Origin of the sequence: Pseudomonas sp. B16(2017) (assembly GCF_002113205.1) — a bacterium.
Taxonomy (GTDB): Bacteria; Pseudomonadota; Gammaproteobacteria; order Pseudomonadales; family Pseudomonadaceae; genus Aquipseudomonas; species Aquipseudomonas pharyngis.
On sequence record NZ_NEKA01000008.1, the window covers coordinates 47,469 to 73,076 of the forward strand.

At 60.6% G+C, this 25,608-nt stretch carries 30 protein-coding genes; 26 read left to right on the forward strand and 4 right to left on the reverse strand.

The genetic code is table 11. The annotated features are described in order from the left end of the window. Positions 1-58: 58 nt before the first annotated feature. The 21 genes from fabF to CAG25_RS15580 all read left to right on the forward strand — a co-directional run bounded on the left by fabF (position 59) and on the right by CAG25_RS15580 (position 20,495). Positions 59-1,303 (forward strand): beta-ketoacyl-ACP synthase II, encoded by a 1,245-nt coding sequence (fabF, locus tag CAG25_RS15480; RefSeq protein ID WP_041475396.1) that lies wholly within the window; start codon positions 59-61, stop codon positions 1,301-1,303. After that, on the forward strand, positions 1,303-2,118 hold the full coding sequence (pabC, locus tag CAG25_RS15485) for an aminodeoxychorismate lyase (RefSeq protein WP_085612126.1): 816 nt from the start codon (positions 1,303-1,305) through the stop codon (positions 2,116-2,118). The genes fabF and pabC overlap by 1 nt, the downstream gene beginning before the upstream one ends. Before the next feature lie 3 nt (positions 2,119-2,121). After that, on the forward strand, positions 2,122-3,303 hold the full coding sequence (gene mltG, locus CAG25_RS15490; RefSeq protein ID WP_085612127.1) for an endolytic transglycosylase MltG: 1,182 nt from the start codon (positions 2,122-2,124) through the stop codon (positions 3,301-3,303). Positions 3,304-3,322: 19 nt separating this feature from the next. Beyond that, positions 3,323-3,955, forward strand: a complete 633-nt coding sequence (tmk, locus tag CAG25_RS15495) for a dTMP kinase (RefSeq protein ID WP_007950797.1) — start codon at positions 3,323-3,325, stop codon at positions 3,953-3,955. Beyond that, positions 3,948-4,931 carry a DNA polymerase III subunit delta' gene (locus tag CAG25_RS15500; protein WP_085612128.1) on the forward strand — a complete coding sequence of 328 codons (984 nt, stop codon included), beginning with the start codon at positions 3,948-3,950 and terminating at the stop codon, positions 4,929-4,931. The genes tmk and CAG25_RS15500 overlap by 8 nt, the downstream gene beginning before the upstream one ends. A gap of 42 nt (positions 4,932-4,973) precedes the next feature. Then, entirely contained in the window at positions 4,974-5,330 is a 357-nt protein-coding gene (locus CAG25_RS15505; RefSeq protein ID WP_039770657.1) for a PilZ domain-containing protein, read from the forward strand. 15 nt (positions 5,331-5,345) lie between these two features. Beyond that, positions 5,346-6,131, forward strand: a complete 786-nt coding sequence (locus CAG25_RS15510; RefSeq protein WP_085612129.1) for a TatD family hydrolase — start codon at positions 5,346-5,348, stop codon at positions 6,129-6,131. Positions 6,132-6,472: 341 nt separating this feature from the next. Further along, positions 6,473-7,111: a TetR/AcrR family transcriptional regulator gene (locus CAG25_RS15515; protein ID WP_007950805.1), complete on the forward strand. Its 639-nt coding sequence runs from the start codon at positions 6,473-6,475 to the stop codon at positions 7,109-7,111. Positions 7,112-7,249: 138 nt separating this feature from the next. Continuing rightward, positions 7,250-8,218 (forward strand): GTP 3',8-cyclase MoaA, encoded by a 969-nt coding sequence (locus CAG25_RS15520; protein WP_039770652.1) that lies wholly within the window; start codon positions 7,250-7,252, stop codon positions 8,216-8,218. A gap of 121 nt (positions 8,219-8,339) precedes the next feature. After that, entirely contained in the window at positions 8,340-8,945 is a 606-nt protein-coding gene (locus CAG25_RS15525) for a DUF4823 domain-containing protein (RefSeq protein ID WP_085612130.1), read from the forward strand. Between the two features lie 15 nt (positions 8,946-8,960). Beyond that, entirely contained in the window at positions 8,961-9,521 is a 561-nt protein-coding gene (locus tag CAG25_RS15530; protein ID WP_085612131.1) for a DUF1285 domain-containing protein, read from the forward strand. 102 nt (positions 9,522-9,623) lie between these two features. Next, complete coding sequence (locus tag CAG25_RS15535) at positions 9,624-10,340, forward strand: FadR/GntR family transcriptional regulator (protein ID WP_007950814.1); 717 nt, start codon at positions 9,624-9,626, stop codon at positions 10,338-10,340. 25 nt (positions 10,341-10,365) lie between these two features. After that, positions 10,366-11,241 carry an SMP-30/gluconolactonase/LRE family protein gene (locus tag CAG25_RS15540; protein ID WP_085612132.1) on the forward strand — a complete coding sequence of 292 codons (876 nt, stop codon included), beginning with the start codon at positions 10,366-10,368 and terminating at the stop codon, positions 11,239-11,241. Positions 11,242-11,511: 270 nt separating this feature from the next. Then, the gene (locus tag CAG25_RS15545; RefSeq protein ID WP_011335425.1) at positions 11,512-12,330 is read left to right on the forward strand and encodes an SDR family oxidoreductase; all 819 of its coding nucleotides are present in this window, start codon (positions 11,512-11,514) and stop codon (positions 12,328-12,330) included. A gap of 144 nt (positions 12,331-12,474) precedes the next feature. After that, entirely contained in the window at positions 12,475-13,479 is a 1,005-nt protein-coding gene (locus CAG25_RS15550) for a substrate-binding domain-containing protein (protein ID WP_064598531.1), read from the forward strand. A gap of 56 nt (positions 13,480-13,535) precedes the next feature. Beyond that, a complete protein-coding gene (gene araG / locus CAG25_RS15555) occupies positions 13,536-15,080 on the forward strand; it encodes an L-arabinose ABC transporter ATP-binding protein AraG (protein WP_085612133.1) in 1,545 nt (514 codons plus the stop codon). A 12-nt stretch (positions 15,081-15,092) separates the two neighbouring features. Further along, a complete protein-coding gene (gene araH, locus CAG25_RS15560) occupies positions 15,093-16,061 on the forward strand; it encodes an L-arabinose ABC transporter permease AraH (protein WP_011335422.1) in 969 nt (322 codons plus the stop codon). A 118-nt stretch (positions 16,062-16,179) separates the two neighbouring features. Next, positions 16,180-16,893 (forward strand): GntR family transcriptional regulator, encoded by a 714-nt coding sequence (locus CAG25_RS15565; RefSeq protein WP_085612134.1) that lies wholly within the window; start codon positions 16,180-16,182, stop codon positions 16,891-16,893. Continuing rightward, positions 16,890-17,888: an ADP-ribosylglycohydrolase family protein gene (locus CAG25_RS15570; protein WP_085612135.1), complete on the forward strand. Its 999-nt coding sequence runs from the start codon at positions 16,890-16,892 to the stop codon at positions 17,886-17,888. Before CAG25_RS15565 ends, CAG25_RS15570 begins: the two co-directional genes overlap by 4 nt. Positions 17,889-18,106: 218 nt before the next feature. Next, positions 18,107-19,573, forward strand: a complete 1,467-nt coding sequence (locus CAG25_RS15575) for a cytosine permease (protein WP_085612136.1) — start codon at positions 18,107-18,109, stop codon at positions 19,571-19,573. Then, positions 19,566-20,495, forward strand: a complete 930-nt coding sequence (locus CAG25_RS15580) for a PfkB family carbohydrate kinase (protein ID WP_085612258.1) — start codon at positions 19,566-19,568, stop codon at positions 20,493-20,495. The genes CAG25_RS15575 and CAG25_RS15580 overlap by 8 nt, the downstream gene beginning before the upstream one ends. A gap of 60 nt (positions 20,496-20,555) precedes the next feature. On the opposite strand, the gene CAG25_RS15585 is transcribed toward CAG25_RS15580, so the two are convergent. From CAG25_RS15585 to CAG25_RS15600, 4 genes are all read right to left on the reverse strand, one after another. Beyond that, a complete protein-coding gene (locus CAG25_RS15585) occupies positions 20,556-20,936 on the reverse strand; it encodes a Rho termination factor N-terminal domain-containing protein (RefSeq protein WP_085612137.1) in 381 nt (126 codons plus the stop codon). A gap of 88 nt (positions 20,937-21,024) precedes the next feature. Beyond that, positions 21,025-21,279 carry a hypothetical protein gene (locus CAG25_RS15590; protein ID WP_011335416.1) on the reverse strand — a complete coding sequence of 85 codons (255 nt, stop codon included), beginning with the start codon at positions 21,277-21,279 and terminating at the stop codon, positions 21,025-21,027. Positions 21,280-21,331: 52 nt separating this feature from the next. After that, the gene (locus CAG25_RS15595; protein ID WP_085612138.1) at positions 21,332-21,676 is read right to left on the reverse strand and encodes a hypothetical protein; all 345 of its coding nucleotides are present in this window, start codon (positions 21,674-21,676) and stop codon (positions 21,332-21,334) included. 82 nt (positions 21,677-21,758) lie between these two features. Continuing rightward, positions 21,759-22,421, reverse strand: a complete 663-nt coding sequence (locus CAG25_RS15600; RefSeq protein ID WP_143492939.1) for an HD domain-containing protein — start codon at positions 22,419-22,421, stop codon at positions 21,759-21,761. A 117-nt stretch (positions 22,422-22,538) separates the two neighbouring features. On the opposite strand from CAG25_RS15600, the gene CAG25_RS15605 reads away from it, so the two are divergent. The 5 genes from CAG25_RS15605 (at position 22,539) to CAG25_RS28405 (ending at position 25,566) form a co-directional block, all read left to right on the forward strand. Beyond that, positions 22,539-23,018 (forward strand): GNAT family N-acetyltransferase, encoded by a 480-nt coding sequence (locus CAG25_RS15605; protein ID WP_041475599.1) that lies wholly within the window; start codon positions 22,539-22,541, stop codon positions 23,016-23,018. Between the two features lie 159 nt (positions 23,019-23,177). Then, entirely contained in the window at positions 23,178-23,840 is a 663-nt protein-coding gene (locus CAG25_RS15610; protein WP_085612140.1) for a hypothetical protein, read from the forward strand. Next, positions 23,837-24,331, forward strand: coding sequence for a PAAR domain-containing protein (locus CAG25_RS15615; RefSeq protein WP_085612141.1), 495 nt, complete (start codon positions 23,837-23,839; stop codon positions 24,329-24,331). Before CAG25_RS15610 ends, CAG25_RS15615 begins: the two co-directional genes overlap by 4 nt. A 7-nt stretch (positions 24,332-24,338) precedes the next feature. Further along, complete coding sequence (locus tag CAG25_RS15620; RefSeq protein WP_085612142.1) at positions 24,339-25,079, forward strand: alpha/beta fold hydrolase; 741 nt, start codon at positions 24,339-24,341, stop codon at positions 25,077-25,079. Continuing rightward, positions 25,072-25,566, forward strand: a complete 495-nt coding sequence (locus CAG25_RS28405) for a hypothetical protein (RefSeq protein ID WP_143492941.1) — start codon at positions 25,072-25,074, stop codon at positions 25,564-25,566. The genes CAG25_RS15620 and CAG25_RS28405 overlap by 8 nt, the downstream gene beginning before the upstream one ends. Positions 25,567-25,608: the final 42 nt, after the last annotated feature.

Genomic DNA, 25,608 nt, shown 5'->3' on the forward strand with positions numbered 1-25,608 from the left:
GCGTGCGGTTTTTTCTTTAGGCCTGATGCAAAGTCGTCATTTGAAAAAGGAGAGTGCTGTGTCGCGTAGACGCGTCGTAGTCACCGGTATGGGTATGTTGTCGCCACTGGGCACGGATGTGCCGAGCAGTTGGCAGGGCATTCTGGCTGGCCGCAGTGGCATTGGTCTGATCGAACACACCGACCTTTCTGCCTATTCCACCCGCTTTGGCGGCTCGGTAAAGGGCTTCAATGTCGAGGAATACCTGTCGGTCAAGGAAGCGCGCAAGCTCGACCTGTTCATTCAGTACGGTCTGGCGGCCGGCTTTCAAGCCGTACGCAATGCCGGTCTGGAAGTCACCGATGCCAACCGTGAACGCATTGGCGTGGCCATGGGTTCGGGTATCGGCGGTCTGACCAACATCGAAGAAACCAGCCGCACCCTGCACGAGACCGGCCCGCGCCGGATTTCTCCGTTCTTTGTGCCTGGCTCGATCATCAATATGATTTCCGGTTTCCTGTCCATCCACCTGGGTGCACAGGGGCCTAACTACGCCATCGCCACGGCGTGTACCACCGGTACGCACTGCATCGGCATGGCGGCGCGCAACATCATGTACGACGAAGCCGACGTGATGATTGCCGGCGGTGCCGAGATGGCCGCGTGCGGTCTGGGCATGGGCGGCTTTGGTGCTTCCCGTGCGCTGTCGACCCGCAACGACGAGCCGACCCGCGCCAGCCGTCCGTGGGACAAGGGCCGTGACGGCTTCGTGCTGTCCGACGGCGCCGGTGCCCTGGTGCTCGAAGAGCTCGAACACGCCAAGGCCCGTGGCGCGACCATCTATGCCGAGCTGATTGGTTTCGGCACCAGTGGCGACGCCTTCCACATGACTTCGCCACCCGCCGACGGCGCCGGTGCGGCACGTTGCATCACCAACGCGCTGCGCGATGCGAAGATTAACGTCGATCAAGTGCAATACATCAACGCCCACGGCACTTCGACCCCGGCCGGCGACCTCGCTGAAGCCAACGCGATCAAGTCGGTGTTCGGTGATCACGCCTACAAGCTGGCGGTCAGCTCCACCAAGTCCATGACCGGTCACCTGCTCGGTGCGGCGGGCGCGGTCGAGGCGATCTTCAGCGTGCTGGCGATCAACAGCCAGGTGGCGCCACCGACCATCAACCTCGAAGAGCCGGACGAAGGCTGCGACCTCGATTTCGTGCCGCACACCGCGCGCAACATGGACATCGATGTCGTGCTGTCCAACTCGTTCGGATTTGGCGGTACCAACGGCACGTTGGCGTTCCGTCGGTTCGCCGGCTGATGGACTGCTGGGTCGACGGTCTGCCGGCTGACGCTCTGTCGCTGAAAGATCGCGGCCTGGCTTACGGCGACGGTCTGTTCGAGACCATCGCCGTGCGTGGCGGCCAGCCGTTGCTGCTGGATCGGCATCTGACGCGTCTGGCCGACGGCTGTGCGCGTCTGGCCATCGCAGCCGACATCGAGCGGGTTCGCCATGAGCTGCAATCCTATGCCGCCGCGATGGGCGAGGGCGTGCTCAAGCTCATCCTCACCCGTGGCGACGGATTGCGCGGTTATGCGCCGGATCCTTCGGCGCAGGGCCGACGCATTCTGCAAGGCAATCCTCCCGCCGCTTATCCAGCGGCCCACGCCGAACAGGGCGTTCGCCTGTTTCCTTGCAGCACGCGTTTGTCCAGACAGCCGTTGCTCGCCGGGCTCAAACACCTCAATCGACTGGAGCAGGTCATTGCCCGCGCCGAATGGCGGGACAGTGAGCACGCCGAAGGTTTGATGCTCGATCAGGCAGGTCGCGTGATCGAGGGAGTCTTCAGCAACCTGTTCCTGGTGCGTGACGGTGTGCTGATCACGGCGGACCTGAAACGTTGCGGCGTGGCCGGCGTGATGCGCGCAGAAATATTGTTTCAGGCCGAGTCCCTGGGCATTCCCGTGCAAATCACCGACATCCCCCTCGAACAGCTGCAATGGGCTGATGAAGTCTTTGTCTGCAACAGCGTGTATGGCGTCTGGCCGGTACGCGCCTGTGCTGCTCTGAGCTGGCCGGTTGGCCCGCTCACCCGTAAACTGCAAACCATTGCCCGCGCGCTACTGGATGCCTGATTCGTGAGACGTAAACTTTTGCTGCTGCTGGAAACCGGACTGGTTCTGGCAGGGCTGCTGTTGGGCGCCAGCGCCTGGAAGATTCATTCGGCACTGGAACAGCCCCTGAACATCACGCAGGAAGAACTGCTGGATGTGCCCAAGGGATCCACCCCGACCCGTACTTTTCTTGGACTCGAAGCCGATGGCGTCATCAAGGACGCGTTCTGGCTGCGGGTCTATTGGCGTTTCAACCTCGCCGGCACGCCGATTCACAGCGGTGAATACCGCATGCAGCCGGGCATGACCGTCAACGGCCTGATCGACCTGTGGAAGCGTGGCGATGTGGTTCAGTACAGCCTGACTCTGGTCGAAGGCTGGAATTTCCATCAAGTGCGCGCCGCGCTGGCCAAGGATGAAAAGATCGAACAGACCCTCAATGGTCTGAGTGACAGCGAGGTCATGGCCAAAATCGGTCACAAGGGTCTGTTCCCTGAAGGCCGCTTCTTCCCCGACACCTACCGCTTCGTGCGCGGTGTGACTGATACCGAACTGCTGAAAAAGGCCTTCGACCGCCTCGACGAAGTGCTGGCCAAGGAGTGGGAAAAGCGCTCCGCCGACGTGCCTTACACCGAGCCCTATCAAGCGCTGATCATGGCGTCGCTGGTGGAAAAGGAAACGGGCGTGCCTCAGGAACGTGGCCAGATTGCCGGAGTCTTTGTGCGTCGCATGGCGCTGGGCATGCAGCTGCAGACCGACCCGACGGTGATCTACGGCCTGGGCGACCGCTACAACGGCAAACTGACTCGCGCCCACCTCAAGGAAGCCACGCCGTACAACACGTACATGATTCCCGGCCTGCCGCCGACGCCGATTGCCATGGTCGGACGTGAAGCCATTCACGCGGCTCTCAACCCGGTGGATGGCACCAGCCTCTACTTCGTTGCCCGTGGCGATGGCAGCCACGTGTTCTCCGATGACCTGGACGCGCACAACAACGCGGTGCGCGAGTATCAGCTCAAGCGGCGCGCGGATTACCGCTCCAGCCCGGCGCCGACGACAGCGCCCGAGGCCGCTCCGGCAGCCGAGGAGGCGATACCTGCCGCCTCACCCGATACTGCACCGGAATCGTTGCCGCAGCCGCCTGCTCAAGCGCCTGCACCGACGCCGGAACCAGAAGCGTCCGCTCCCCAAAACACGCAATGACTTTGATTAAGGACTGCCTGTGACTGGCTTGTTTATTACCCTGGAAGGCCCGGAAGGCGCCGGCAAAAGCACCAACCGCGAATACCTCGCCGAGCGCCTGCGCGCCGCCGGTATCGAAGTGGTGCTGACCCGCGAGCCCGGCGGTACGCCGCTGGCCGAGCGCATTCGTGAGGTGTTGCTGGCCCCGGTCGACGAAGTGATGAACCCGGACACCGAGCTGCTGCTGGTGTTCGCCGCCCGTGCCCAGCATCTGGCTGAAGTCATTCGCCCGGCACTGGCCCGTGGTGCGGTGGTGCTGTGTGATCGTTTCACCGATTCGACTTACGCCTATCAGGGTGGCGGCCGCGGCTTGTCGCTGGAGCGCATCGCGGCGCTGGAGACTTTCGTGCAGGGCGATCTGCGTCCCGACCTGACGCTGATATTCGATCTGCCGGTGGAAATCGGCCTGGCCCGGGCCAGCGCCCGAGGTCGTCTGGATCGTTTCGAGCTGGAAGGCCGTGAGTTTTTTGAAGCCGTACGCAGTGCGTTCCTCAAGCGCGCGGAAGCCGATCCGGCGCGTTACGTGCGGATCGATGCCGGTCAGCCGTTGGCCAAGGTTCAACAATCGCTGGATACCCTGATTCCGAACTTGCTGGAGCTGAGCCGTGGCTGAGGCCTATCCGTGGCAGGACAGCCTCTGGCAGCAACTGGCCGGGCGCACTCAGCACGCTCACGCGTATCTGCTGCACGGGCCGGCCGGGATCGGCAAGCGTGCGCTGGCCGAGCGGCTGATGGCCAGCCTGTTGTGCCAGCGTCCGACGCCTGAAGCCTGCGGCGAGTGCAAATCCTGCCTGCTGCTCAAGGCCGGCAGCCACCCGGACAATTACATCCTCGAACCGGAGGAAGCGGACAAGGCGATCAAGGTCGACCAGGTGCGCGATCTGGTCAGTTTCGTGGTGCAAACCGCGCAACTGGGCGGGCGCAAGGTGGTGCTGATCGAGCCGGTGGAGTCGATGAACATCAACGCCGCCAACGCCTTGCTCAAGAGCCTTGAGGAGCCGTCCGGCGATACCGTGCTGTTACTGGTCAGCCACCAGCCGAGCCGGTTGTTGCCGACCATCAAGAGCCGCTGCGTGCAGCAGGCCTGCCCGCTGCCGAGCGAATCCATGAGCCTGCAATGGCTGGCTCAGGCACTGCCGGAATGTTCCGAAGACGAACGGGTCGAACTGTTGACCCTGGCCGCCGGCTCGCCGTTGGCCGCCGTCACTTTGCAGGGGCAGGGCGTACGTGAACAGCGCGCGCAGGTGGTGGAAGGCGTGAAGAAGCTGCTCAAGCAGCAGCAATCGCCGACGCAATTGGCCGAGGAGTGGAAAAACATTCCGATGCTGCGGCTGTTCGATTGGTTCTGCGACTGGTCGAGCCTGATCCTGCGCTATCAATTGACCCAGGACGAAGCGGGCCTCGGCCTGACCGACATGCGCAAGGTCGTGCAGTATCTGGCGCAGAAAAGTGCCCAGGCTAAAGTGCTGGATATTCAGGACTGGATTCTCGCCCAGCGCCAGAAAGTCCTGAGCAAGGCCAACCTCAACGCGGCGTTGCTGCTGGAAGCGTTGCTGGTGCAATGGGCGAGCTTGCCTGGCCAAAGATAAGAATGTGTACCTAGACTCTGAACATCAGCAGTGGAGGTCAACATGAATGAACCCGTCAGTCCGGGGCCGCGCAACGGCATCTTGTCCCTGACCATCAAGGACAAGTCGGTCCTCTACGCCGCCTACATGCCGTTCATCAAGAACGGCGGCCTGTTCATCCCGACCAACAAGAACTACAAGTTGGGCGACGAGGTGTTCATGCTGCTGAACCTGATGGACGAGGCGGAGAAGATTCCGGTGGCCGGCAAAGTCGCCTGGATCACCCCCAAAGGCGCGCAGGGCAACCGCGCGGCCGGCGTCGGTGTGCAATTCAACGATGGCGACAACACCGCCCGCAGTCGCATCGAAACTCATCTGGCCGGAGCCCTGAAATCCGACCGTCCCACTCATACGATGTAAGTTGCAGTCCTTTTTATGCTCGTAGATTCCCATTGTCACCTTGATCGCCTCGACCTCGCCGCTCACGACGGTTCCCTGGATGCCGCACTGGATGCGGCCCGCGAACGCGGCGTCGGGCATTTCCTGTGCATCGGCGTCAGCGCCGACAACGCGGCCGACGTTAAAGCCCTCGCCGAGCGTTACGACGATGTCGATTGTTCGGTCGGCGTGCATCCGCTGGATGTGCAGCCGGGCGCGGCGCCGGCGCTGGGCTGGCTGTTGCACGAGCTCAATCACCCGAAAGTGGTGGCGATCGGCGAAACCGGTCTGGACTACCACTACGAGCCGGAAGCCGCCGAGCTTCAGCAGGAGTCGTTCCGTCTGCACCTGCAAGCCGCGCAGCAGACCGGCAAGCCGGTGATCATCCACACCCGCGGCGCCCGCGCCGACACGCTCGAGTTGTTGCGCGAAGCCGCGTTGCCCCAGGCCGGTGTGCTGCATTGTTTCACCGAAGACTGGGACATGGCCAAGGCAGCGCTGGACATGGGTTATTACATTTCCCTGTCGGGCATCGTCACCTTCCGTAATGCCGATGCGCTGCGCGATGTAGCGAGCAAGGTTCCGGCCGATCGCCTGCTGGTGGAAACCGATTCACCGTACCTGGCGCCGATCCCGTATCGCGGCAAGCCGAACCTGCCGCAATACGTGCGGGAAGTGGCAGAGTTTCTGGCGATGCTGCGCGGCGAGAACTATGAGCGTTTTGCCGAGCAGACCACCGAGAACTTCAAGCGACTGTTTCCGCTGGCGAATGTAAAAGCCTGAATCGCAGGCAAAAAAAACCCGGGTTCTGGGGGGTGAATCCGGGTTAAGACCATTAGGAGTAAAACAAAGGCACGCGGTCCCTTGGTACCTTTACCGGCACGACACTTGGGGGAGATGTCGCCCGACAGTTCAAGTATTGATCAGTCTGGCGCCGAGTCCAGTTGGCTGGCCGGGGTTTTTAAACAAATTTGGAATACGTTCGCTTCGGTTATGTTCTCATTCCCCTCGAAACGTTCGTGAAATGAACAAGAAACACAGATATGGTCGGATGATCCGTGCATTTTTGCGCAAGTTAGGCATAATACGCGGCTTCGAATTTTGACCCCTACAGACCTTTTCTTATGCACAAAGAACCTCGTAAGGTCCGTGAGTTTCGTCGCCGCGAGCAAGAAATTCTCGATACCGCGCTCAAGCTGTTCCTCGAACAAGGTGAAGACAGTGTCACCGTCGAGATGATTGCTGATGCCGTGGGTATCGGCAAAGGCACGATTTACAAGCACTTCAAGTCCAAGGCCGAGATCTACCTGCGCCTGATGCTCGATTACGAGCGCGACTTGAACGAGCTGTTGCACTCGGCCGATGTCGACAAGGACAAGGAAGCGCTGTCCCGTGCCTACTTTGAATTCCGCATGCGCGACCCGCAGCGCTATCGCCTGTTCGATCGCCTGGAAGAGAAGGTGGTCAAGGGCAATCAGGTCCCCGAGATGGTCGAGGAGCTGCACAAGATCCGTGCCTCGAACTTCGAACGCCTGACGCTGCTCATCAAGGGCCGCATCAGCGAAGGCAAGCTCGAAGACGTGCCGCCGTACTTCCATTACTGCGCATCCTGGGCGCTGGTGCACGGCGCGGTGGCGCTGTATCACTCGCCGTTCTGGAGCAATGTGCTGGAAGATCAGGAAGGTTTCTTCCAGTTCCTGATGGATATCGGCGTGCGTATGGGCAACAAGCGCAAGCGCGACCCTGAAACGCCAAGCAGCTGAATCATTCAGTTGCCTTATGCGCCGTGTTTTTCGCTACATGGCGCAGTACCGCAGGAATATACTCAGGCATAGGGCTTGCTAAAACTTGAATTGTGAGTCAAGTTTTAGCCGCTCGATTTTCCATCGCCGGAGTGCTTCATGATCGTTGACCGTCAAGGCAGGCGTTTTCGCAATTTGCGGATCAGTCTGACTTCAGCCTGCAATTACGCCTGTACCTACTGCGTGCCCAACGGCAAGCGGCTGGTGGCTGCGCAGGATGAACTGTCGGCCGAGGCCATGGCACGTGGCGTAGCCTATCTGATCGAAGCCGCGGGCATCGAGCGCCTGCGCATCACCGGCGGCGAGCCGCTGGTCAGCCCCAAACTCGAATCTTTCATGAGCGCCGTCGGCAGGATGGGCCTGGAAGACATCAGCCTGACCACCAACGGCCAGCTCCTGGCGAAAAAACTTCCGTTGCTGGTCGATGCCGGCCTGCGGCGCATCAACGTTTCCCTCGATACTCTGGACGCCGGCGCGTTCCGCAGCATCGCCCGTGGCGGCGACCTGGCCACCGTGCTGGATGGCATGGATCAGGCCGCAGCGGCGGGGATGAAGATCAAGGTCAACATGGTGCCGTTGCGCGGGCAGAACCTCGACCAGGTGCTGCCGCTGCTCGATTACTGCCTCGAGCGTGGCTTTGAACTGCGTTTCATCGAGCTGATGCGCATGGGCCACCTGGCCACTGATTCCAACGCCTTCCTGCAGCAGTTCGTCAGCTTGCAACAGCTGCTGAGCCTGATCGGCGAACATTACGAGTACGCGCAAACCGACGCGCCGGTGGATGCCACGGCAGTTCGCTATGCGATTCCCGGTCTGGGCAATTTCGGCGTGATCGCCAACGAAAGCGTGCCGTTCTGCCGAACCTGTTCGCGCCTGCGCCTGTCGTCCACCGGATGGCTGCATGGCTGCCTGTCGTCGAGCAACCGCCACTACGTCGGTGACCTGCTCGACAAGCCGCGCCACGAGGCGCTGCCGGCGTTGCAACGACTGCTGGTCAAGGCGTTGGGCGACAAGCAGGAAGTCGCGTTCTCCGGTGGCGCCACCGTCATGAAGATCATCGGCGGCTAAGCATCCCGCCACAAAAAGTCCTGTTTCAAAGCGGATACCTGCACATTTCCAAGGACTGGCGCAAAAGCTGCATCCTACGGCCATTCGCCGGTTTTCCGTCACCGGCTTCTGGAGGATTAGGATGCGTAGCCTGGTTTTGCTGCTGGCCGTTTTTGCGCTGGGCGGCTGTATGACTGTCAGTGACATGGCCGAAGGGACTCGCTACCAGATGAGCGACGCGGGTCTGCTGGACCACAGCGACAGCCGTCGCGTAAACAATTTCCGCATTCAGCCGGATTCGTTCATCTACATCGCGCAAGGCTCGTTCGCGCCGCCGGGTGGTTCTTACCCGCGTCCCAACGTAGTGGCCGAAGAGGCCTTCAAGGGTTTCGTCGAATATTTCCCGATGGTCCGCCGCGCCCGTGCGCCGGAAGGCCTCGACCAGGCGATGGGCGAAGCCCGCGACGCCGGTGCGCACTACCTGCTGTACACCCGTTTCGCCAAGGCCGACGACCGCATCGGCAACTCCGATGAATGGCTCGATCAGGAAGCTGTGGATCGTCTCGGTATCGACGGTGGCGTGATTCAGATCATGTTGATCGAGACCAGCACCCAGTATTTGATTGATACTGCACGGATCAAGAGTCGTGGCGGTTTACTGACGTTCCACGACAACAAGCCCGAAGACCTGATCGGCCCACCGCTTGCGCAATACGCGCGTAGCCTGCTGGGCCTCGGGGACCAGTAATTCAAGGAGTGCGCCATGAGTGGACCGCAAAAAGCCAATGATCTGCTGGGGCAAATCCCCAAAACCAAAGGCTTGCCGCCGGTGCACTTGTGGAACCCGGATTTCTGCGGCGACATCGACATGCGCATCGCCCGTGACGGCACCTGGTACTACATGGGTACGCCGATCGGGCGCAAGCCGATGGTCAAGCTGTTCTCCACCATCATCCGCCGCGACGGCGATGATTATTTCCTGATTACTCCGGTTGAGAAGGTCGGGATCAAGGTCGATGACGCGCCATTTGTGGCGATTGCCGTCGAGGTGGAAGGCGAGGGTGAAGCGCAAGTGCTGCGCTTTACCACCAACGTCGATGAAACAACGGAAGCCGGCCCGGAGCATCCTATCCGGGTCGAGATCGATCCAGCGACGCAAGAACCTGCGCCTTACGTGCATGTCCGCACCAATCTCGAAGCGCTGATCCACCGCAACGTTTTCTACCAATTGGTCGAGATGGCAGTCAGCCGTGAAATCGATGGCCAGCGCTGGCTCGGCGTCTGGAGCGGCGGCGAGTTCTTCCGCATCGGCCTCGAACCTTAAAAAAACCGCAGTCTGTGAAAGCAGGCTGCGGTTTTTTGTCGTTGACTCTCAATCGTATGATGATTAGCGTAGGCACCCACAGCGAACGGCTTCGGGGTGTCCATGTCGAGCAGTTTTCACGCATCAACGGTTGACTGGCTGGGCGCCTGGATTGCTGCCGGCCAAGTGAAACCGGGGCAGGCGATCAAGGTCGAGGCCGATCTGGGCGAGCAACTCGGGGTCAGCCGCACCGTGATCCGCGAAGCCATCAAGACCCTGGTTGCCAAAGGCATGCTCGAAGTCGGGCCGAAGGTCGGCACGCGGGTGCTGCCGATCAAGCGCTGGAACCTGTTCGATCCGCAAGTGGTGGGCTGGCTGTCACGCAGCGGCTTGCCGGAAAATTTCGTCGATGACCTGCTCGACCTGCGCCGTACCATCGAACCGATGGCGGTGCGCTGGGCCTGCGAGCGGGCGACCGTCGAACAGGTGCAAGCGGTGCAGCAGGCTTACAACGCGCTGGAACGGGCGGTCGACAGCGGCATCGATTACAACCGCGCCGACCAGTTCTTCCACGAATGCATTCTCGCCGCCAGCCACAATCAATTCATCGAACAAATGGTGCCGGCCCTCGGTGCACTGCTTGCCGTGTCTTTCGAAGTCTCGGCGGCCGACCCTGACGAATTGCGCCGCACACTGCCCATCCACAAGGACATGGCCGACGCCATTGCCGCCCGGGATGCCGCGCGGGGGGTGTGGGCCTGCATGACCCTGATCGACAATGCCGACCTGGCCATCAAGCGGTTTTACCCGCAGGTGATGGCCGACAAAAAAGCCAGCTGACAAAAACAACAAGACAGGAGGTTGCATGACGTGGACTGCGGTGACAGAACATCGGGCGCAACTGGGCGAAGGCCCGTTCTGGGACGCACCAACCCAGGCGCTGTATTGGGTGGACATCGCCGGCCAGCAGGCGCTGCGGCTGATCGGGCAGAACGTGCAGATCTGGCAGATGCCGGAGCACGTCTCGGCGTTCATTCCCTGCGCCAGCGGCGACGCGCTGGTGACCCTGAGCAGCGGCGTCTATCGGCTCGATCTGGATTCCCCCGGACTTGAGCCGCGACTGACGCTGTTCTGCGTCGCCGACCCGCAACCGGGCAACCGCGCCAACGAGGCACGTTGCGACGGCCAGGGCCGCTTGTGGCTCGGCACCATGCAAAACAACATTGGCGAGCAGGGCGAGGATCTGCCGATCACCCGTCGTTCCGGCGGGCTGTTCCGCGTTGATCCGGATAAAAGGGTCACGCCATTGCTGCGCGGCCTGGGCATTCCCAACACGCTGCTCTGGAGCGACGACGGCACCACGCTGCTGTTCGGCGACAGCCTCGACAGCACCTTGTATCGTTATTTTATTCACACCGACGGCAACCTCGACACCGCCCAGCCCTGGTACAGCGCCGATCAGCACGGCTGCCCGGACGGTTCGGCGATGGACGCCGAAGGCTACGTGTGGAACGCCCGCTGGGACGGCAGCTGCCTGCTGCGCCTGACGCCGGATGGCCAGATTGATCGCAAGATCGACCTGCCGATCAGTCGCCCCACCAGTTGCGTGTTCGGCGGCGCTGACCTGAAAACCCTGTACATCACCAGCGCCAAAAGTCCGTTGAATCATCCGCTGGACGGCGCCGTACTGTCGCTGCAAGTGGATGTCGCCGGAAAGCTCTGCACGCGATTTGCCAGTTAAATCCCAAAATATGGGATGCAAAATTATATATTGAGATTATTTGGCGGTCGGGTTTATAGTCGGTCCCAGCAGTAACACGCACTCACACTTAAAAAGAACAAAACAGGTGAAGTGATGCAGCGAATTTCCATCGCACTCCATAGCGGAGTCAGCGCTTCGGGCCGTCTCGGTGCCGCGGCGTGCGCTCGCCTGTCTTGTTCCACAAGCCTTCCAGACCGGACATCGTCAGATGCCCGGTTTTTTTATGCTTTCGAACAGGAGTCCTGATTCATGGCTGAACCACTATCCTTGCCACCGGTGCCCGAGCCACCGAAAGGTGAGCGCCTGAAAAACAAGGTCGTGCTGCTGACCGGCGCCGCCCAAGGCATCGGCGAAGCAATCGTCGCGACCTTCGCCTCGCAGCAGGCCAAACTGGTGATCAGCGATATCCAGGCTGAAAAGGTCGAGAAAGTCGCCGCGCACTGGCGCGAGCAGGGCGCCGATGTGCAGGCGATCAAGGCCGACGTCTCGCGTCAGCAGGATCTGCACGCCATGGCCAAACTGGCCATCGAGCTGCACGGCCGCATCGACGTGCTGGTGAATTGCGCCGGGGTCAATGTGTTCCGCGATCCGCTGGAAATGACCGAAGAAGACTGGAAACGCTGCTTCGCCATCGACCTCGACGGCGCCTGGTATGGCTGCAAGGCCGTATTGCCGCAGATGATCGAGCAAGGCATCGGCAGCATCATCAACATTGCGTCGACCCATTCCACGAACATAATTCCCGGCTGCTTTCCGTACCCGGTGGCCAAGCACGGCTTGCTCGGGCTGACCCGAGCGCTGGGCATCGAGTACGCGCCGAAGGGTATTCGGGTCAACGCGATTGCACCGGGCTACATCGAAACCCAACTCAACGTCGATTACTGGAACGGCTTTGCCGACCCGCACGCCGAACGTCAACGGGCTTTCGATCTGCATCCGCCGAAACGCATCGGCCAGCCGATTGAAGTGGCGATGACCGCCGTGTTTCTGGCCAGCGATGAAGCGCCGTTCATCAATGCCTCGTGCATCACCATCGATGGTGGTCGCTCGGTGATGTACCACGACTGAGAAAAGCGGATTTCAGGCGGAAAGGTCCGCCTGAAATTCAATCATCATACGATATGACTATTGTCGTCATGATTCGCAGGAAACGCTTCGACCGCTTTAACGTTTTTCAAATAACGCTCAAGAAAAATAACAAGGAGTCTGCTTATGAAACGTCGTTTCGGGATTCGTACCCTGTGCAGTACCGCGCTGGCGGTTACTGCGTTCAGCCTGAGCAGTTCGCTGCTGGCCGCCGATCCGGTAAAGATCGGTTTCCTGGTCAAGCAGGCCGAAGAGCCGTGGTTCCAGACTGAATGGGCCTTCGCCGAGAAAGCTGCCAAGGACAAAGGCTTCGAGCTGATCAAGATCGCGGTGCCAGACGGCGAGAAAACCCTCTCGGCCATCGACAGCCTCGCGGCCAACGGTGCTAAGGGTTTTGTCATTTGCCCGCCGGACGTCTCCCTCGGCCCTGCGATCATGGCCAAGGCCAAGCTCAATGACCTGAAAGTGATCGCCGTCGACGACCGCTTCGTCGATGCCAATGGCAAATTCATGGAGGACGTGCCGTACCTCGGCATGGCCGCCTTCGAAGTCGGCCAGAAGCAGGGCGCCGCCATGGCCGCCGAAGCGAAAAAGCGTAACTGGGACTGGAAAGACACCTACGCGGTGGTCAACACCTACAACGAACTCGATACCGGCAAGAAGCGCACCGACGGCTCGATGAAGGCCCTCGAAGATGCCGGCATGCCGAAAGATCACATTTTGACTGCCGCCCTGAAAACCCTCGACGTGCCGGGCAGCATGGACGCCACCAACTCGGCGCTGGTCAAGCTGCCGAGTGCGGCGAAGAACCTGATCATCGGCGGCATGAACGACAACACCGTGCTCGGCGGCGTACGCGCCACCGAAGCCGCCGGGTTTGCCGCGGCCAATGTGATCGGCATCGGCATCAACGGCACCGACGCCATCGGCGAATTGAAAAAGCCTAACAGCGGCTTCTACGGTTCGATGCTGCCGAGCCCGCACATCGAAGGCTACAAGACTGCCGAGATGATGTACGAGTGGGTCACCACCGGCAAGGAACCGCCGAAGTACACCGCGATGGACGACGTCACCCTGATCACCCGCGACAACTTCAAGCAGGAGCTGGAGAAGATCGGCCTGTGGAACTGACGGCAGCGGCGGCCCGGGCAGCCGGGCCGCTTGAACGGTGTGATGAGGTGGCTTAAATGCACGCGCAAGTACAGACACAAGAACACAGTGCCAGCGGTAGCCTGCGTTTCAACGGGATCGGCAAGACCTTCCCGGGCGTGAAGGCGCTGGACGGCATCAGTTTCGTCGCTCACCCCGGGCAGGTTCACGCCTTGATGGGCGAGAACGGCGCTGGCAAATCGACCCTGCTGAAAATCCTCGGCGGCGCCTATATCCCGAGCAGCGGCGAGCTGCAGATCGGCGAGCGGACGATGGCGTTCAAGTCCACCGCCGACAGCATCGGCAGCGGCGTGGCGGTGATTCACCAGGAGCTGCATCTGGTGCCGGAAATGACCGTGGCCGAGAACCTGTTCCTCGGTCACCTGCCGGCCAGCTTCGGCCTGATCAATCGCGGCGCGCTGCGCCAGCAGGCATTGACCTGCCTCAAAGGCCTGGCCGATGAAATCGATCCGCAGACCAAGGTCGGACGCCTGTCCCTCGGACAGCGGCAACTGGTGGAAATCGCCAAGGCGTTGTCCCGAGGCGCGCATGTGATTGCTTTTGACGAACCGACCAGCAGCCTCTCGGCGCGGGAAATCGACCGCTTGATGGCGATCATCGGCCGGCTGCGCGACGAGGGCAAAGTGGTGCTCTACGTCTCCCATCGCATGGAAGAAGTATTCCGCATCTGCGACGCGGTGACGGTGTTCAAGGATGGCCGCTACGTGCGCACTTTCGAGGACATGAGCCAGCTGACCCACGATCAACTGGTGACCTGCATGGTCGGGCGCGACATTCAGGACATCTACGATTATCGCGGTCGCCCGCGCGGCGCCGTGGCGCTGAGAGTCGATGGCTTGCTCGGCCCGGGCCTGCGCGAGCCGATCAGTTTCGATGCGCACAAAGGCGAGATTCTGGGCCTGTTCGGACTGGTCGGGGCCGGGCGCACCGAGCTGTTTCGGCTGCTCAGCGGTCTTGAGCGCAACACCGCCGGACGCCTGGAATTGCGCGGCCATGAACTGAAGCTGCGTTCGCCCCGCGATGCGATTGCCGCCGGGATTCTGCTGTGCCCGGAGGATCGCAAGAAGGAAGGCATCATCCCGCTGGCCAGCGTCGCCGAGAACATCAACATCAGTGCGCGCGGTGCGCATTCGGGGCTCGGCTGCCTGCTGCGCGGGATCTGGGAGAAGGGCAACGCCGAGAAACAGATCAAGGCCCTGAAAGTGAAAACGCCCCACGCCGGGCAACAGATCAAGTTCCTGTCCGGCGGCAATCAGCAGAAAGCCATTCTCGGCCGCTGGCTGTCGATGCCGATGAAAGTCCTGCTGCTCGACGAGCCGACCCGGGGCATCGACATCGGTGCCAAGGCCGAGATCTACCAGATCATCCATAACCTGGCCGCCGACGGTATTTCGGTGATCGTGGTGTCCAGCGATCTGATGGAAGTCATGGGTATTTCCGACCGCATTCTGGTGCTGTGCGAGGGCGCCCTGCGTGGCGAAGTCAGCCGCGACCAGGCCAACGAATCCAACCTGCTGCAACTGGCTTTGCCGCGCCAACGCGCTGACGGCGTGGCGAACTGAGAGGTGACTATGATGACAACCCAAAACGAAACCCTGCCGACCGAGCGCAAACCTCTGGATATGCGGCGCTTCCTCGATGACTGGGTGATGCTGCTGGCGGCGGTGGGCATTTTTGTCGCCTGCACCCTGCTGATCGACAACTTCCTTTCGCCGCTGAACATGCGTGGCCTGGGTCTGGCGATTTCCACCACCGGGATCGCCGCATGCACCATGTTGTATTGCCTGGCGTCGGGGCATTTCGACTTGTCGGTGGGCTCGGTAATCGCCTGCGCCGGGGTGGTGGCGGCGGTGGTGATGCGTGACACCAACAGCGTGTTTCTCGGCGTCAGCGCGGCGCTGGTGATGGGCCTGATCGTCGGCTTGATCAACGGCATCGTGATCGCCAAGTTGCGGGTCAACGCGTTGATCACGACGCTGGCGACCATGCAGATCGTCCGTGGCCTGGCTTACATCTTTGCCAACGGCAAAGCGGTGGGCGTTTCGCAGGAATCGTTCTTCGTGTTCGGCAACGGTCAGTTGTTCGGTGTGCCGGTGCCGATCCTGATCACCATCGTCTGCTTCCTGTTTTTCGGCTGGTTGCTGAACTACACGACCTACGGGCGCAACACCATGGCCATCGGCGGCAACCAGGAAGCAGCGTTGCTGGCGGGGGTGAATGTTGACCGGACGAAGATCATCATCTTCGCGGTGCATGGCGTGATTGGTGCGTTGGCGGGGGTGATTCTGGCATCGCGGATGACTTCGGGTCAGCCGATGATTGGCCAGGGGTTTGAGCTGACGGTGATTTCGGCTTGCGTGCTGGGCGGGGTGTCGCTGAGTGGCGGGATCGGGATGATCCGGCACGTGATTGCCGGGGTGCTGATTCTGGCGATTATCGAGAATGCGATGAATCTGAAAAATATCGACACTTTTTATCAGTATGTGATTCGTGGGTCGATTTTGCTGTTGGCTGTGGTTATCGACCGTCTGAAACAGCGTTGAGATCAAAGTTCTTCTGACCCTCTCCTTCGGGGGAGGGTGCTTTCAACGCCACGCCTTCTGTCTCCTTCCCCAAAATATCCCTTGCCCGCCGCAACCCGTTTCGGTTATCACTTTGTACATGATTAGACAGGTACGATTTGACAAGAAACAACGGGTGGTCGACGAGCTCGTTCGACGCATCGAAAGCGGCCTCATGGAGGACGGTTTTCTGTTGCCCGGCGAGCATCAGTTGGCTCAGGAATTCAACGTCAGCCGTGGCACGTTGCGCGAAGCGCTGGCTGAACTGAAGCGGCGCAATTACATCGCCACGCAAAGCGGGGTCGGTTCCATCGTCACGTTTGACGGGGTAGTGCTCGACCAGCGCAGCGGCTGGGCCCAGGCCCTGGCTGACAGCGGGGCGATGATCAATACCGACGTGCTGCGTCTGGAAGCCGTGACGCGTGCGAATCTGCTTGCGCGTTTCGGCTCCGATCAATTCATTCTTCTCGAACGTCGCCGCCGTTCCAACGACGGCACGGCGGTGTCCCTTGAACGCTCTCTGATGCCCGCCAGCGGAGGCCTGGAAAGCCTGCCGCGAGTGGGCCTGATCGATAACTCCCTGACCATCACCCTGGCCGCCTACGGTTACATCGGCGAGCGCGGCGATCAGTGGATCGGTGCTGAACCGCTCAACGCCGTGGACGCCGAACTGCTCGGTCGTCCCGAAGGCACGGTGTTCCTCAAGGCATTGCGCACCACGTACGACCGGCAAAACCGTTTCATGGAACAGGTCGAAAGCCTGCTCGACCCGGTGCATTTCCGTCTGCACCTGCAATTTGGAGAATCGAAATGACCGCCCTCGACCGTGCCTTGGGCGCGTTTTATGGCCTTGCCCTGGGCGACGCGCTGGGCATGCCGACTCAATCCCTGAACCGCGAAACCATCAAGCAGCGCTTCGGCCAGATCACCGATCTGCAGGACGCCGGCCCCTTGCAACCGATTGCCGCGAACATGCCCAAGGGCTCGATCACCGATGACACCGAACAGGCGATTCTGGTCGGCGAGTTGCTGGTCGAAGGCAAGGGCCGGATCGAACCGGCGGTGCTCGCGCAACGGCTGATCGAATGGGAAGCCGAGATGCAGGCCAAGGGCTCGCAGGACTTGCTCGGCCCGTCGACCAAGCGTGCGATTGAAATGATCCTCGCCGGCCACTCGCCGGAAGAGGCCGGGCGCTACGGCACCACCAACGGCGCCGCGATGCGCATCACCCCGGTGGGCATCGCGGCGGATGTCGCCGACCCCGAGCGCTTCATTGCGGCGGTGGTGCAGGCCTGTCAGGTCACTCACAACACCACGCTGGGGATTTCCAGCGCGGCGGCGGTGGCGGCGGTGGTCTCGGCCGGCATCAACGGTCTGGATCTGGGTGAGGCGCTGAACCTCGGTCAGCAGATCGCCCAGCAAGCGGAATCGCACGGACACTGGGTGGCCGGCGGGCGCATCGCCTCGCGGATCAGTTGGGCGCGCAGCATCAGTGTCGAGAGCGACCCGGTGTTGCTCGCGGATCTGCTGTACGACGTGATCGGCACCTCGGTGGCCTCGCAGGAGTCGGTAGTGGTGTCATTCGCCCTCGCGCAGCAAGTCGCGGTCGGCGAAATGACACCGTTCGATGCGCTGTGCATGGCCGCGAGCCTCGGTGGTGACACCGACACCATCGCCGCGATTCTCGGTGCCATGCTCGGGGCCTGCCTGGGCTTGCAGAACTGGCCGGCACCGATGATCGAGACGGTGAAGGCCGTCAATGGTCTGGAGCTGGAACCGTTGGTGACAGGGCTGTTGGCCTTGCGCTGATTGAACTGACGCCATCGTCGGATCGCCGCCCGGAGCAAGCTCGCTCCCACAAGTACGGCGTTATCCCTGTGGGAGCGAGCCTGCTCGCGATGGACGCACCACAAGTCTTGAATATTCACCCGCAATGGATCGCGCAGACAGGCCCAGGAAGGGGCGGGATGTCTTGTCGTTCTGCGTCATTGCCACAACCACAATAAAGGCAAACAGGAGCATTTTTCATGAGTTCATCGAACGCCGGACAAAGCGCCGGGCAACTGGAAACCCGGGGCATCGAACCGGTGCCGGAGGGCGAGTGCAACGGCCATCCGCTGCAACTGTTCTGGGTCTGGTTCGCTGCCAACATTTCCATCCTCGGTCTGCCGCTGGGCGCCACGCTGGTGGCGTTTCGCGGCCTGGCGATCTGGCAGGCGATCATCGTCGCGATCCTCGGCGCTGCCGGTTCGTTCGCGGTGGTGGGGATCATCTCGATTGCCGGCCGTCGCGGTCGTGCGCCGAGCCTGACGCTGTCGCGGGCGATCTTCGGTGTGCGCGGCAATATCGGCCCGACGCTGGTGTCGCTGATGTCGCGCCTGGGGTGGGAAACCGTCAACACCACCACCGCCGCATTCGTGCTGCTGTCGTTGTGCTCGATCCTGTTCGGCTCGCCGGTGGAAGCCAAAAGCGCGCCGGTGCTGACCCTGATCTTCATCGCGATTTTCGTGCTGCTGACCCTGTCGGTATCCGGCCTCGGCCACGCCACGTTGCTGGTGATCCAGAAATGGGCGACCTACGTGTTCGGCGCCCTGAACATTCTGGTCGGCGGCTTCCTCTGCGCGACCATCGACTGGAGCGCGGTGTTCAACGCCACGCCGGCGCCGGTCAGCGCGATGATCATCGGCATCGGCACCATGGCCGCCGGCACCGGGATCGGCTGGGCGAATGCCGGCGCCGACATGTCGCGCTATCAGCATCGCAGCGTCAAAGCCGTGCGTCTGGTCGCGTCGGCGGCGTTCGGCGCGGGGATTCCGCTGGTGCTGCTGATCACCCTCGGTGGCCTGTTGTCTGTGGGCAACAACGACCTTGCTTCGGCGACTGACCCGATCGTAGCGATCCGCGACATGCTGCCGACCTGGATGGCCGTGCCGTACCTGATCACCGCATTCGGTGGCCTGCTGCTGTCGAACAACCTGTCGGTGTACTCCGCCGGCCTGACCACGCTGACCCTCGGCCTGAAGGTCAAGCGCGTGTACGCGGTGGTGGTCGACATCGTGGCGATCTTCGCCGGTTCGATCTACTTCATGCTGATCGCCGACAGTTTCTATGGTCCGTTCATTACCTTCATTTCCCTGCTGGCAGTGCCGATCACTGCGTGGGTCGGGATCTTCGTGGTCGACCTGATTCACCGTCACTACTACAGCCCGAAAGACCTGCTCGACGTCAGCCCGAGCAGCGCCTACTGGTACAGCGGCGGCATCGAGTGGCGTGCATTCGGCGCGTGGGCGATTGCCATCGTGCTGGGCTTCAGTTTCACCACCATCGGCACCACGGCTGAAAATGTTTGGTTCAAGGGCTTCCTGTCCGACTCCTGGCTGGGCCATAACGGCCTCGGCTGGATCGTGACGTTCGTGGTCGCCGGCGGCATTTACTTCGTACTCGGCGGGGCAAGAGATCGCCGCGCTGCGCAATCCGAGAATGCTCATGCCTAAGATGTTGCACACCGGCCAGGTCATCATCGACCTGGTCATGGCCGTGGAAGCGCTGCCGCAAATCGGCGGTGACGTGCTGGCGCAGTCCGCCAGTTTCGAAGCCGGCGGCGGCTTCAATGTGATGGCCGCTGCTGTGCGCAACGGCTTGCCGGTGGTCTATCTGGGTCGCCACGGCAACGGGCGTTTCGGAGATCTGGCGCGGCAGGCGATGAACGCCGAAGGCATCCGCATCGGCATCGACCAGCCTGCAGAGCGTGACACCGGGATCTGCGTGGCGCTGACCGATGCGTCGGCCGAGCGCAGTTTCATTTCCTACATCGGCGCTGAAGGCGAGGTCACGGCGGCGGAGCTGAACAGCGTTGCCGCCGAGTCGGGAGATTACGTCTACGTCAGCGGCTACAGCCTGCTGCACAGCGGCAAGGCCCAGGCGTTGCTGGACTGGACGCTGGCGCTGCCGAGGACAATCAACGTGGTGTTCGATCCGGGCCCGCTGGTGGAATCGCCGGATTCACCGATGATGCAGGCATTGCTACCGCGCATCGATGTGTGGACCAGCAACAGCGTCGAGGCGCTGCGTTTCACTGGCGCGGCGGACATCGAAACCGCGCTGGACCGCTTGGCCGTGCACCTGCCGCCGGAGGTGCTGATGGTCGTGCGCGACGGCCCGCAGGGTTGCTGGATTCATCAGCGCGGCGAGCGTCAGCATGTGCCGGGTTTCAAGGTGCAGGCAGTGGATAGCAACGGCGCGGGCGATGCGCATGCCGGGGTGTTTGTGGCCGGGCTGGCGCGAGGGTTGTCTGCGCAGAAAGCTGCACGGCGCGCCAACGCTGCGGCTGCATTGGCCGTTACCCGCTGGGGCCCGGCGACCGCGCCTGGCACTGCCGAGGTTGATGTGCTGATCAGCAAAAAATGCACTGACTGAACGATCGCAATCGCTGGCTTGCCAGCGATAAGGCCTTCAGCCGTTACATCCAGTCTGGACCTAGCCGGCTCTGCGCAACGCCGCAATCAACTCATCCTTTCGCATCGACGAACGCCCGGGAATCTTCCGCTCCCGGGCCTCCTTGCGCAGGCTGTCGACCGTCTGCACTTCGCGGGAAGCCTTGCTGTCGCGCGAATGTCCCTCACGACTCACCGCCGCGCGCCGTGCTGATTCCTTGCGATCCTCGGCCTTGGCATTGGCCGGTTTCCGACGCCCGGAACCTCCGGCCTTCTCGCCGCCGCCGGACTGTTTGTTCACTGTCGCCCAAGCGCGGGACTCGGCTTCATCCTTGGACATCCCTTTGTTTTGATAGCTGTCTTCAATGTGTTCGGCTTTGCGCTTCTGTTCTTCAGTGTATTTGGTTTTGCTTCCACGAGGCATGGCGAGTCTCCTGGTGGTTGGATGAATCTCGGTATGAACCGGCGCAGGCAATGCATTCGAACACTGCCTGCGCCAGTGACCGCAAGCGTCAGGTATCGAGTTTACGCGCCGCTTCCACACCCGCAGCGCTGAGCTTGATCGGCAGATTCAGCGAATGCTCTCCCGCTTCATTGCAAGTGATGTGTCCGTGGTGAATCAGTCCACGCTCCTGCAGGGCGGCGAGGGCACTGGCCACGACTTTCTCGCCGCGATAATTGTCCAGCACCTCTTTGCCGAGGCCGCTTGGGTGGGCATGCAACAGGCGGGTGAGGACTTCTTTTTCCAGGTTTTTATCGACGTTCATGGTTACCTCTTCAGGGAAGTGGATAAGACACGTTGCGTGGATGAAGCACGGATCACTGTCCTGCGCCTTCAGAGCCCGAACCACCCGTGGTGGTTTTCGAGCCGACGCCGGGACCAGCGTTGTCGGGGGCAGCCGGAGCGTCGGGGGTGTTCATGCCGCCCTGGCGTCCGGGATCGCTGCCCTGGGTACGAGGATCGGTTCCCGTGGCCGGTGGCTGATTGATCAGCGGTACACCCGAACCGTCGGTATTCATACCGGGGGCACTGTTGATGGCGGGGGCTTTTGGCTGGGTAACCGGATCGGTCGGCCCGGTACCGGCAGCGGTAGTCGAGGCGGCGAATACCGCCGGGCTGAGGAGGGTAGCGAATACGAGTGCAGTCAACCTTGACGAGATCATAGGGTGTCTCCAGTGATTGAAATCCTTACCTCCTTTTGGTCTGCCCTCGTGAAAGATTGGTGCCTGATGATCGACGAACGGTTCAGAAGGGCTGAGTGCTTTCGAGGCCGATCTCTTCCTTGAATTGGTCCATGAAACCTTTCAGGCGTTGATGACGGAGCTGTGCCAGACGTTGGCCGGCAACGGTCTGGAATCCGTCGGCGAGGTGCAGCAGTTTGGTCTGGAAATGGTCGAGGCAGAATCGCTTGTCGTCGTAGTCCCTTTCCCGGGCCTCGGGATCGTGCGGGTCGTACAGCGCGCTGCCCATGCGTCCGGCGGTGTAAAAGGTGCGGGCGACGCCGAGCATGCCGAGGGAGTCGAGACGGTCGGCGTCCTGCACCAGTCGCGCTTCGAGGGTGAGCGGGGCGATGTTGGCGGAAAAGCTGTGGGCCTCGATGGCGTGGGTGACAGCGTCGATATTGGCTTCGGGCCAATGCATGTTCGCCAGCACCTTCGAGGCTTTTTCCGCGGCCAGACGCGATGCCTGTGAGCGCAGCGGCGAGTTCTTTTTCACCGCCACACAATCGTGCAGCAGCACGGCTGCGAGCAGCACTTCAAGGTCGCCGCCTTCGTCGGCCTGCAAGGTGCGCGCGTTGTGCCAGACCCGTTGCAGATGCGACAGATCATGAGCGCCGTCTTCCGACGGTTCCAGCGCGTGGGGCAGCAGTGCGGCGGCGAGTGAGGCCAGTGGTTCGAATGCGTTCATGAAAATCCTTCAGACCAGTCAAAAATCCCTGTGGGAGGGTAGTGTTTGCTTTGCCATGTGACGAGCGCCGCGCGCCGCCTTAGTATGGCGTTTTCCTTTTTCCGACAAGGCCCGTCCATGACGATCGAAATCCGCCCGGCGACCCCCAGCGATGCACCGCAAATCCTCGCGTTCATCACTGAACTTGCAGACTTCGAAAAGGCCCGTCACGAAGTCATCGCCAGCGTCGCCGACATCGAGCGCAGCCTGTTCAGCGAAGGCGCCACGGCCCATGGCCTGATTTGCCTGCGCGACGGCTTGCCAATCGGTTTTGCGGTGTTCTTCTTCAGCTATTCGACCTGGCTGGGCAGCAACTGCCTGTACCTCGAAGACCTCTACATCACCCCGGAACAACGGGGCGGTGGCGCCGGTAAAACCCTGCTGCGCCACCTCGCGAAAATCGCCTGCGCCAACGACTGCGGCCGCTTCGAATGGAGCGTGCTGGACTGGAACACCCCTGCCATCGAATTCTACAAATCCCTCGGCGCCCAGCCGCAGGAAGAGTGGGTGCGTTACCGCATGGATGGCAAGGTATTGCGGGAGTTTGCCGAGGGCTGAACAAATAGTGGCAATCTGATTGCTGATTTGATTGTTCAAACCGCTCTAGTCCGGCATCCTACGCGCCATTTTTGCGCGCTCATGGACGACACCTGCAATGCCTCTGGCACTCTTTCTCCACGCCCGTGGAGCCTTCGCCGCGTCAACGAGTGACCGGCAATGAGCGGACTACGGGCGTCGATCCGCCTGTACGGCCTGGTCAAAAACCTCGGTTCAAGCGACAACCCGAACCGCCAACCGGTGGACATCCTCTGCACCGTCAACCGCCTCGGTGGCAAAGCCATCCGTGCGTTTGTCTCGCGCCTCGATGCCGAGCTGATGACGCGCAGTGCGGGCTTCGATGACTACCGCGTAATACCGCTGCGCACGTTCGATCCGAACGGATTCATTGATGCCCATCAAGGCTGGCTGACCCTGCACGTGTGCTGCGGTTTTGTCGCGCCTGCGGGGCAATCGATTTTCCACCAAGGCGGGCTGTTGCCGATGGGTTGGTACGTCTACTCGGAAACCGGCCGCTGGACAGCCGAGCGCTATCTGGATTTCGGCCCGCAAATGGCCGAGCTGCTGCAAACCACCTACGACCAGCATCGACTGACCGGCTACAACACCTGGCTCAACCAACTCGACGACGCCACACCTGCCGATCTGAACTGGTTTGCCGACGAAGCCTGGCAACAATTGCAAACCCTCACACCCCCGAACAGCCGCGAGCATTGTCACGCGCTGTTTGATTCCGTCGAAAACCGCTGGCGTTTCGCCGCGACTGATGTCGACCTCTATCAGCCACACCTGGAACCTCTGAAGCAAGGAGCTTTGAATTGAGTGGTAAACCCGCTGCACGCGTCACCGACCCAACCGCCTGCCCACTGCCAGGCCACGGTAACAACCCGATCGTCTCCGGCTCGCCGGACGTGTTCTTCGACGGACTCCCCGCTGCGCGCATGACCGATAAATCGGCGTGCGGCAGCCCGATAACCGGCGGTGTTTCCGCCACGGTCTTCATCAACGGCCTGAATGCCGCGATGCTCGACAGCACCGGCGGGCACGGCAATGTCGTGGTCGGTGGGTCGGGGACGGTGATTATTGGACAGAGCGGGGGAGGGGCGGCGTTTAGTGGGTTGTCGCCGATGCCGGTGCATTTCAATGATCGAATGCAGGTGATTAACGAAATTACTGGTGAGCCCATGCCAAATCACCCTTACGCGATTCAACGCGCTGATGGGAGCGTGGAGCACGGCGTAACCAATGACGCGGGCTTCACCCATACGGTGAGTTCGCATTTGCCTGAGTCGATCAAGCTGTTCGTGGAGTAGGAAAGATATGACCGCTGAAAATCCTGCTCTGAAAGGGTGTAAAAGACTGGTCGTGACCCACGACCTGACCTGCAAAACGGACGGAACAGTCAAGCAGGCCACGATCACTCCCAAAAAGATTGTTCTGTTTTTTGTGGGTGGTGCGGGTGATAAAGAAAGTTATTACGGCACAGGCCCCAATAATAACGTTGCTGACGTCATGAAGGTGTTCGTTAGGGATATGGAGGCTGAGGGTGTTTGTTCTGATAATTATGATGCCCACCATATTGGTTATAACTATTTTATTAGTGATGATGATCTGAAAAAGAATGTGCTGGAGAAAATTACTGATATGGCCACGCCTGTATATATCATTGGGCATAGCTTGGGCGGATGGAATGGTGCGCACCTGTCAGCTGTATTGACTGATAAGGGGTATCGAATTCCGTGTCTGGTTACACTCGATCCGGTTGGCGAAGGAAAAATCGTGTGGGGGGTTTCTAACATCTACCGTCAGGAGCCGAAGCCGAAGGCGGAATATTGGGTTAACGTCAGAGCCGATGCCAAAGACTGGAATTTTTCCGATCTCGTAGCCGATTTTGGAGAACAATGGGATATGAAAAGTGGGCCCAATATGAACGGGCGAGTGAATGTGAATCACGCCGATGCCTGGGTTATCTACACATCAGTCCTGCAAAGTGGCATCTCGGCCAGAGACGCTTTGATGCAGGTTGTTGTTACTCATTTTAAAGGACGGAAATGTGCGTAATATAATTTTATGTATAGCTTTCTTGCTTTGCACTTCCTGTGCGATGAATCATGGTAAGCCCATTGCTCATTTACAATACGTTGGTGTTGAACGTTATTTGGATAGGAACATTTATCAGGTGCGTTTTTCGTCTGATGTTGATGTTGTCAATCTTTTCAAATCAAAAATAAGCCAGACGCTGCTGTGTTCTTTTGAGGACGATTTTGATTTTTCGGCACCTCACTCTGCGGGTCGATATGGAGAGGGTTTTGTCGAGCCTGAAATTTCAAATGCCGGGCCGGTTTTCAGGGCGGATGTTTTATTTTTCGAAAGAAAAAACGATACCAGTGAAAAAATCATTGAAGGTGAGGCATTGAGGTCTTTATTAGTGGGCCGAGAGTCTATTGTCTGTAAGGTCAGAATTAATTCATACTCCTATAAAATATATTTGTCGGAGGACATGAAAGTTCCAACGGCAGATCTATTAAGAGAGATCGATAAGTTTTAAACGGGCTGCGATCCGTACGGACAGGCGGCGCTCGCTGCTCAG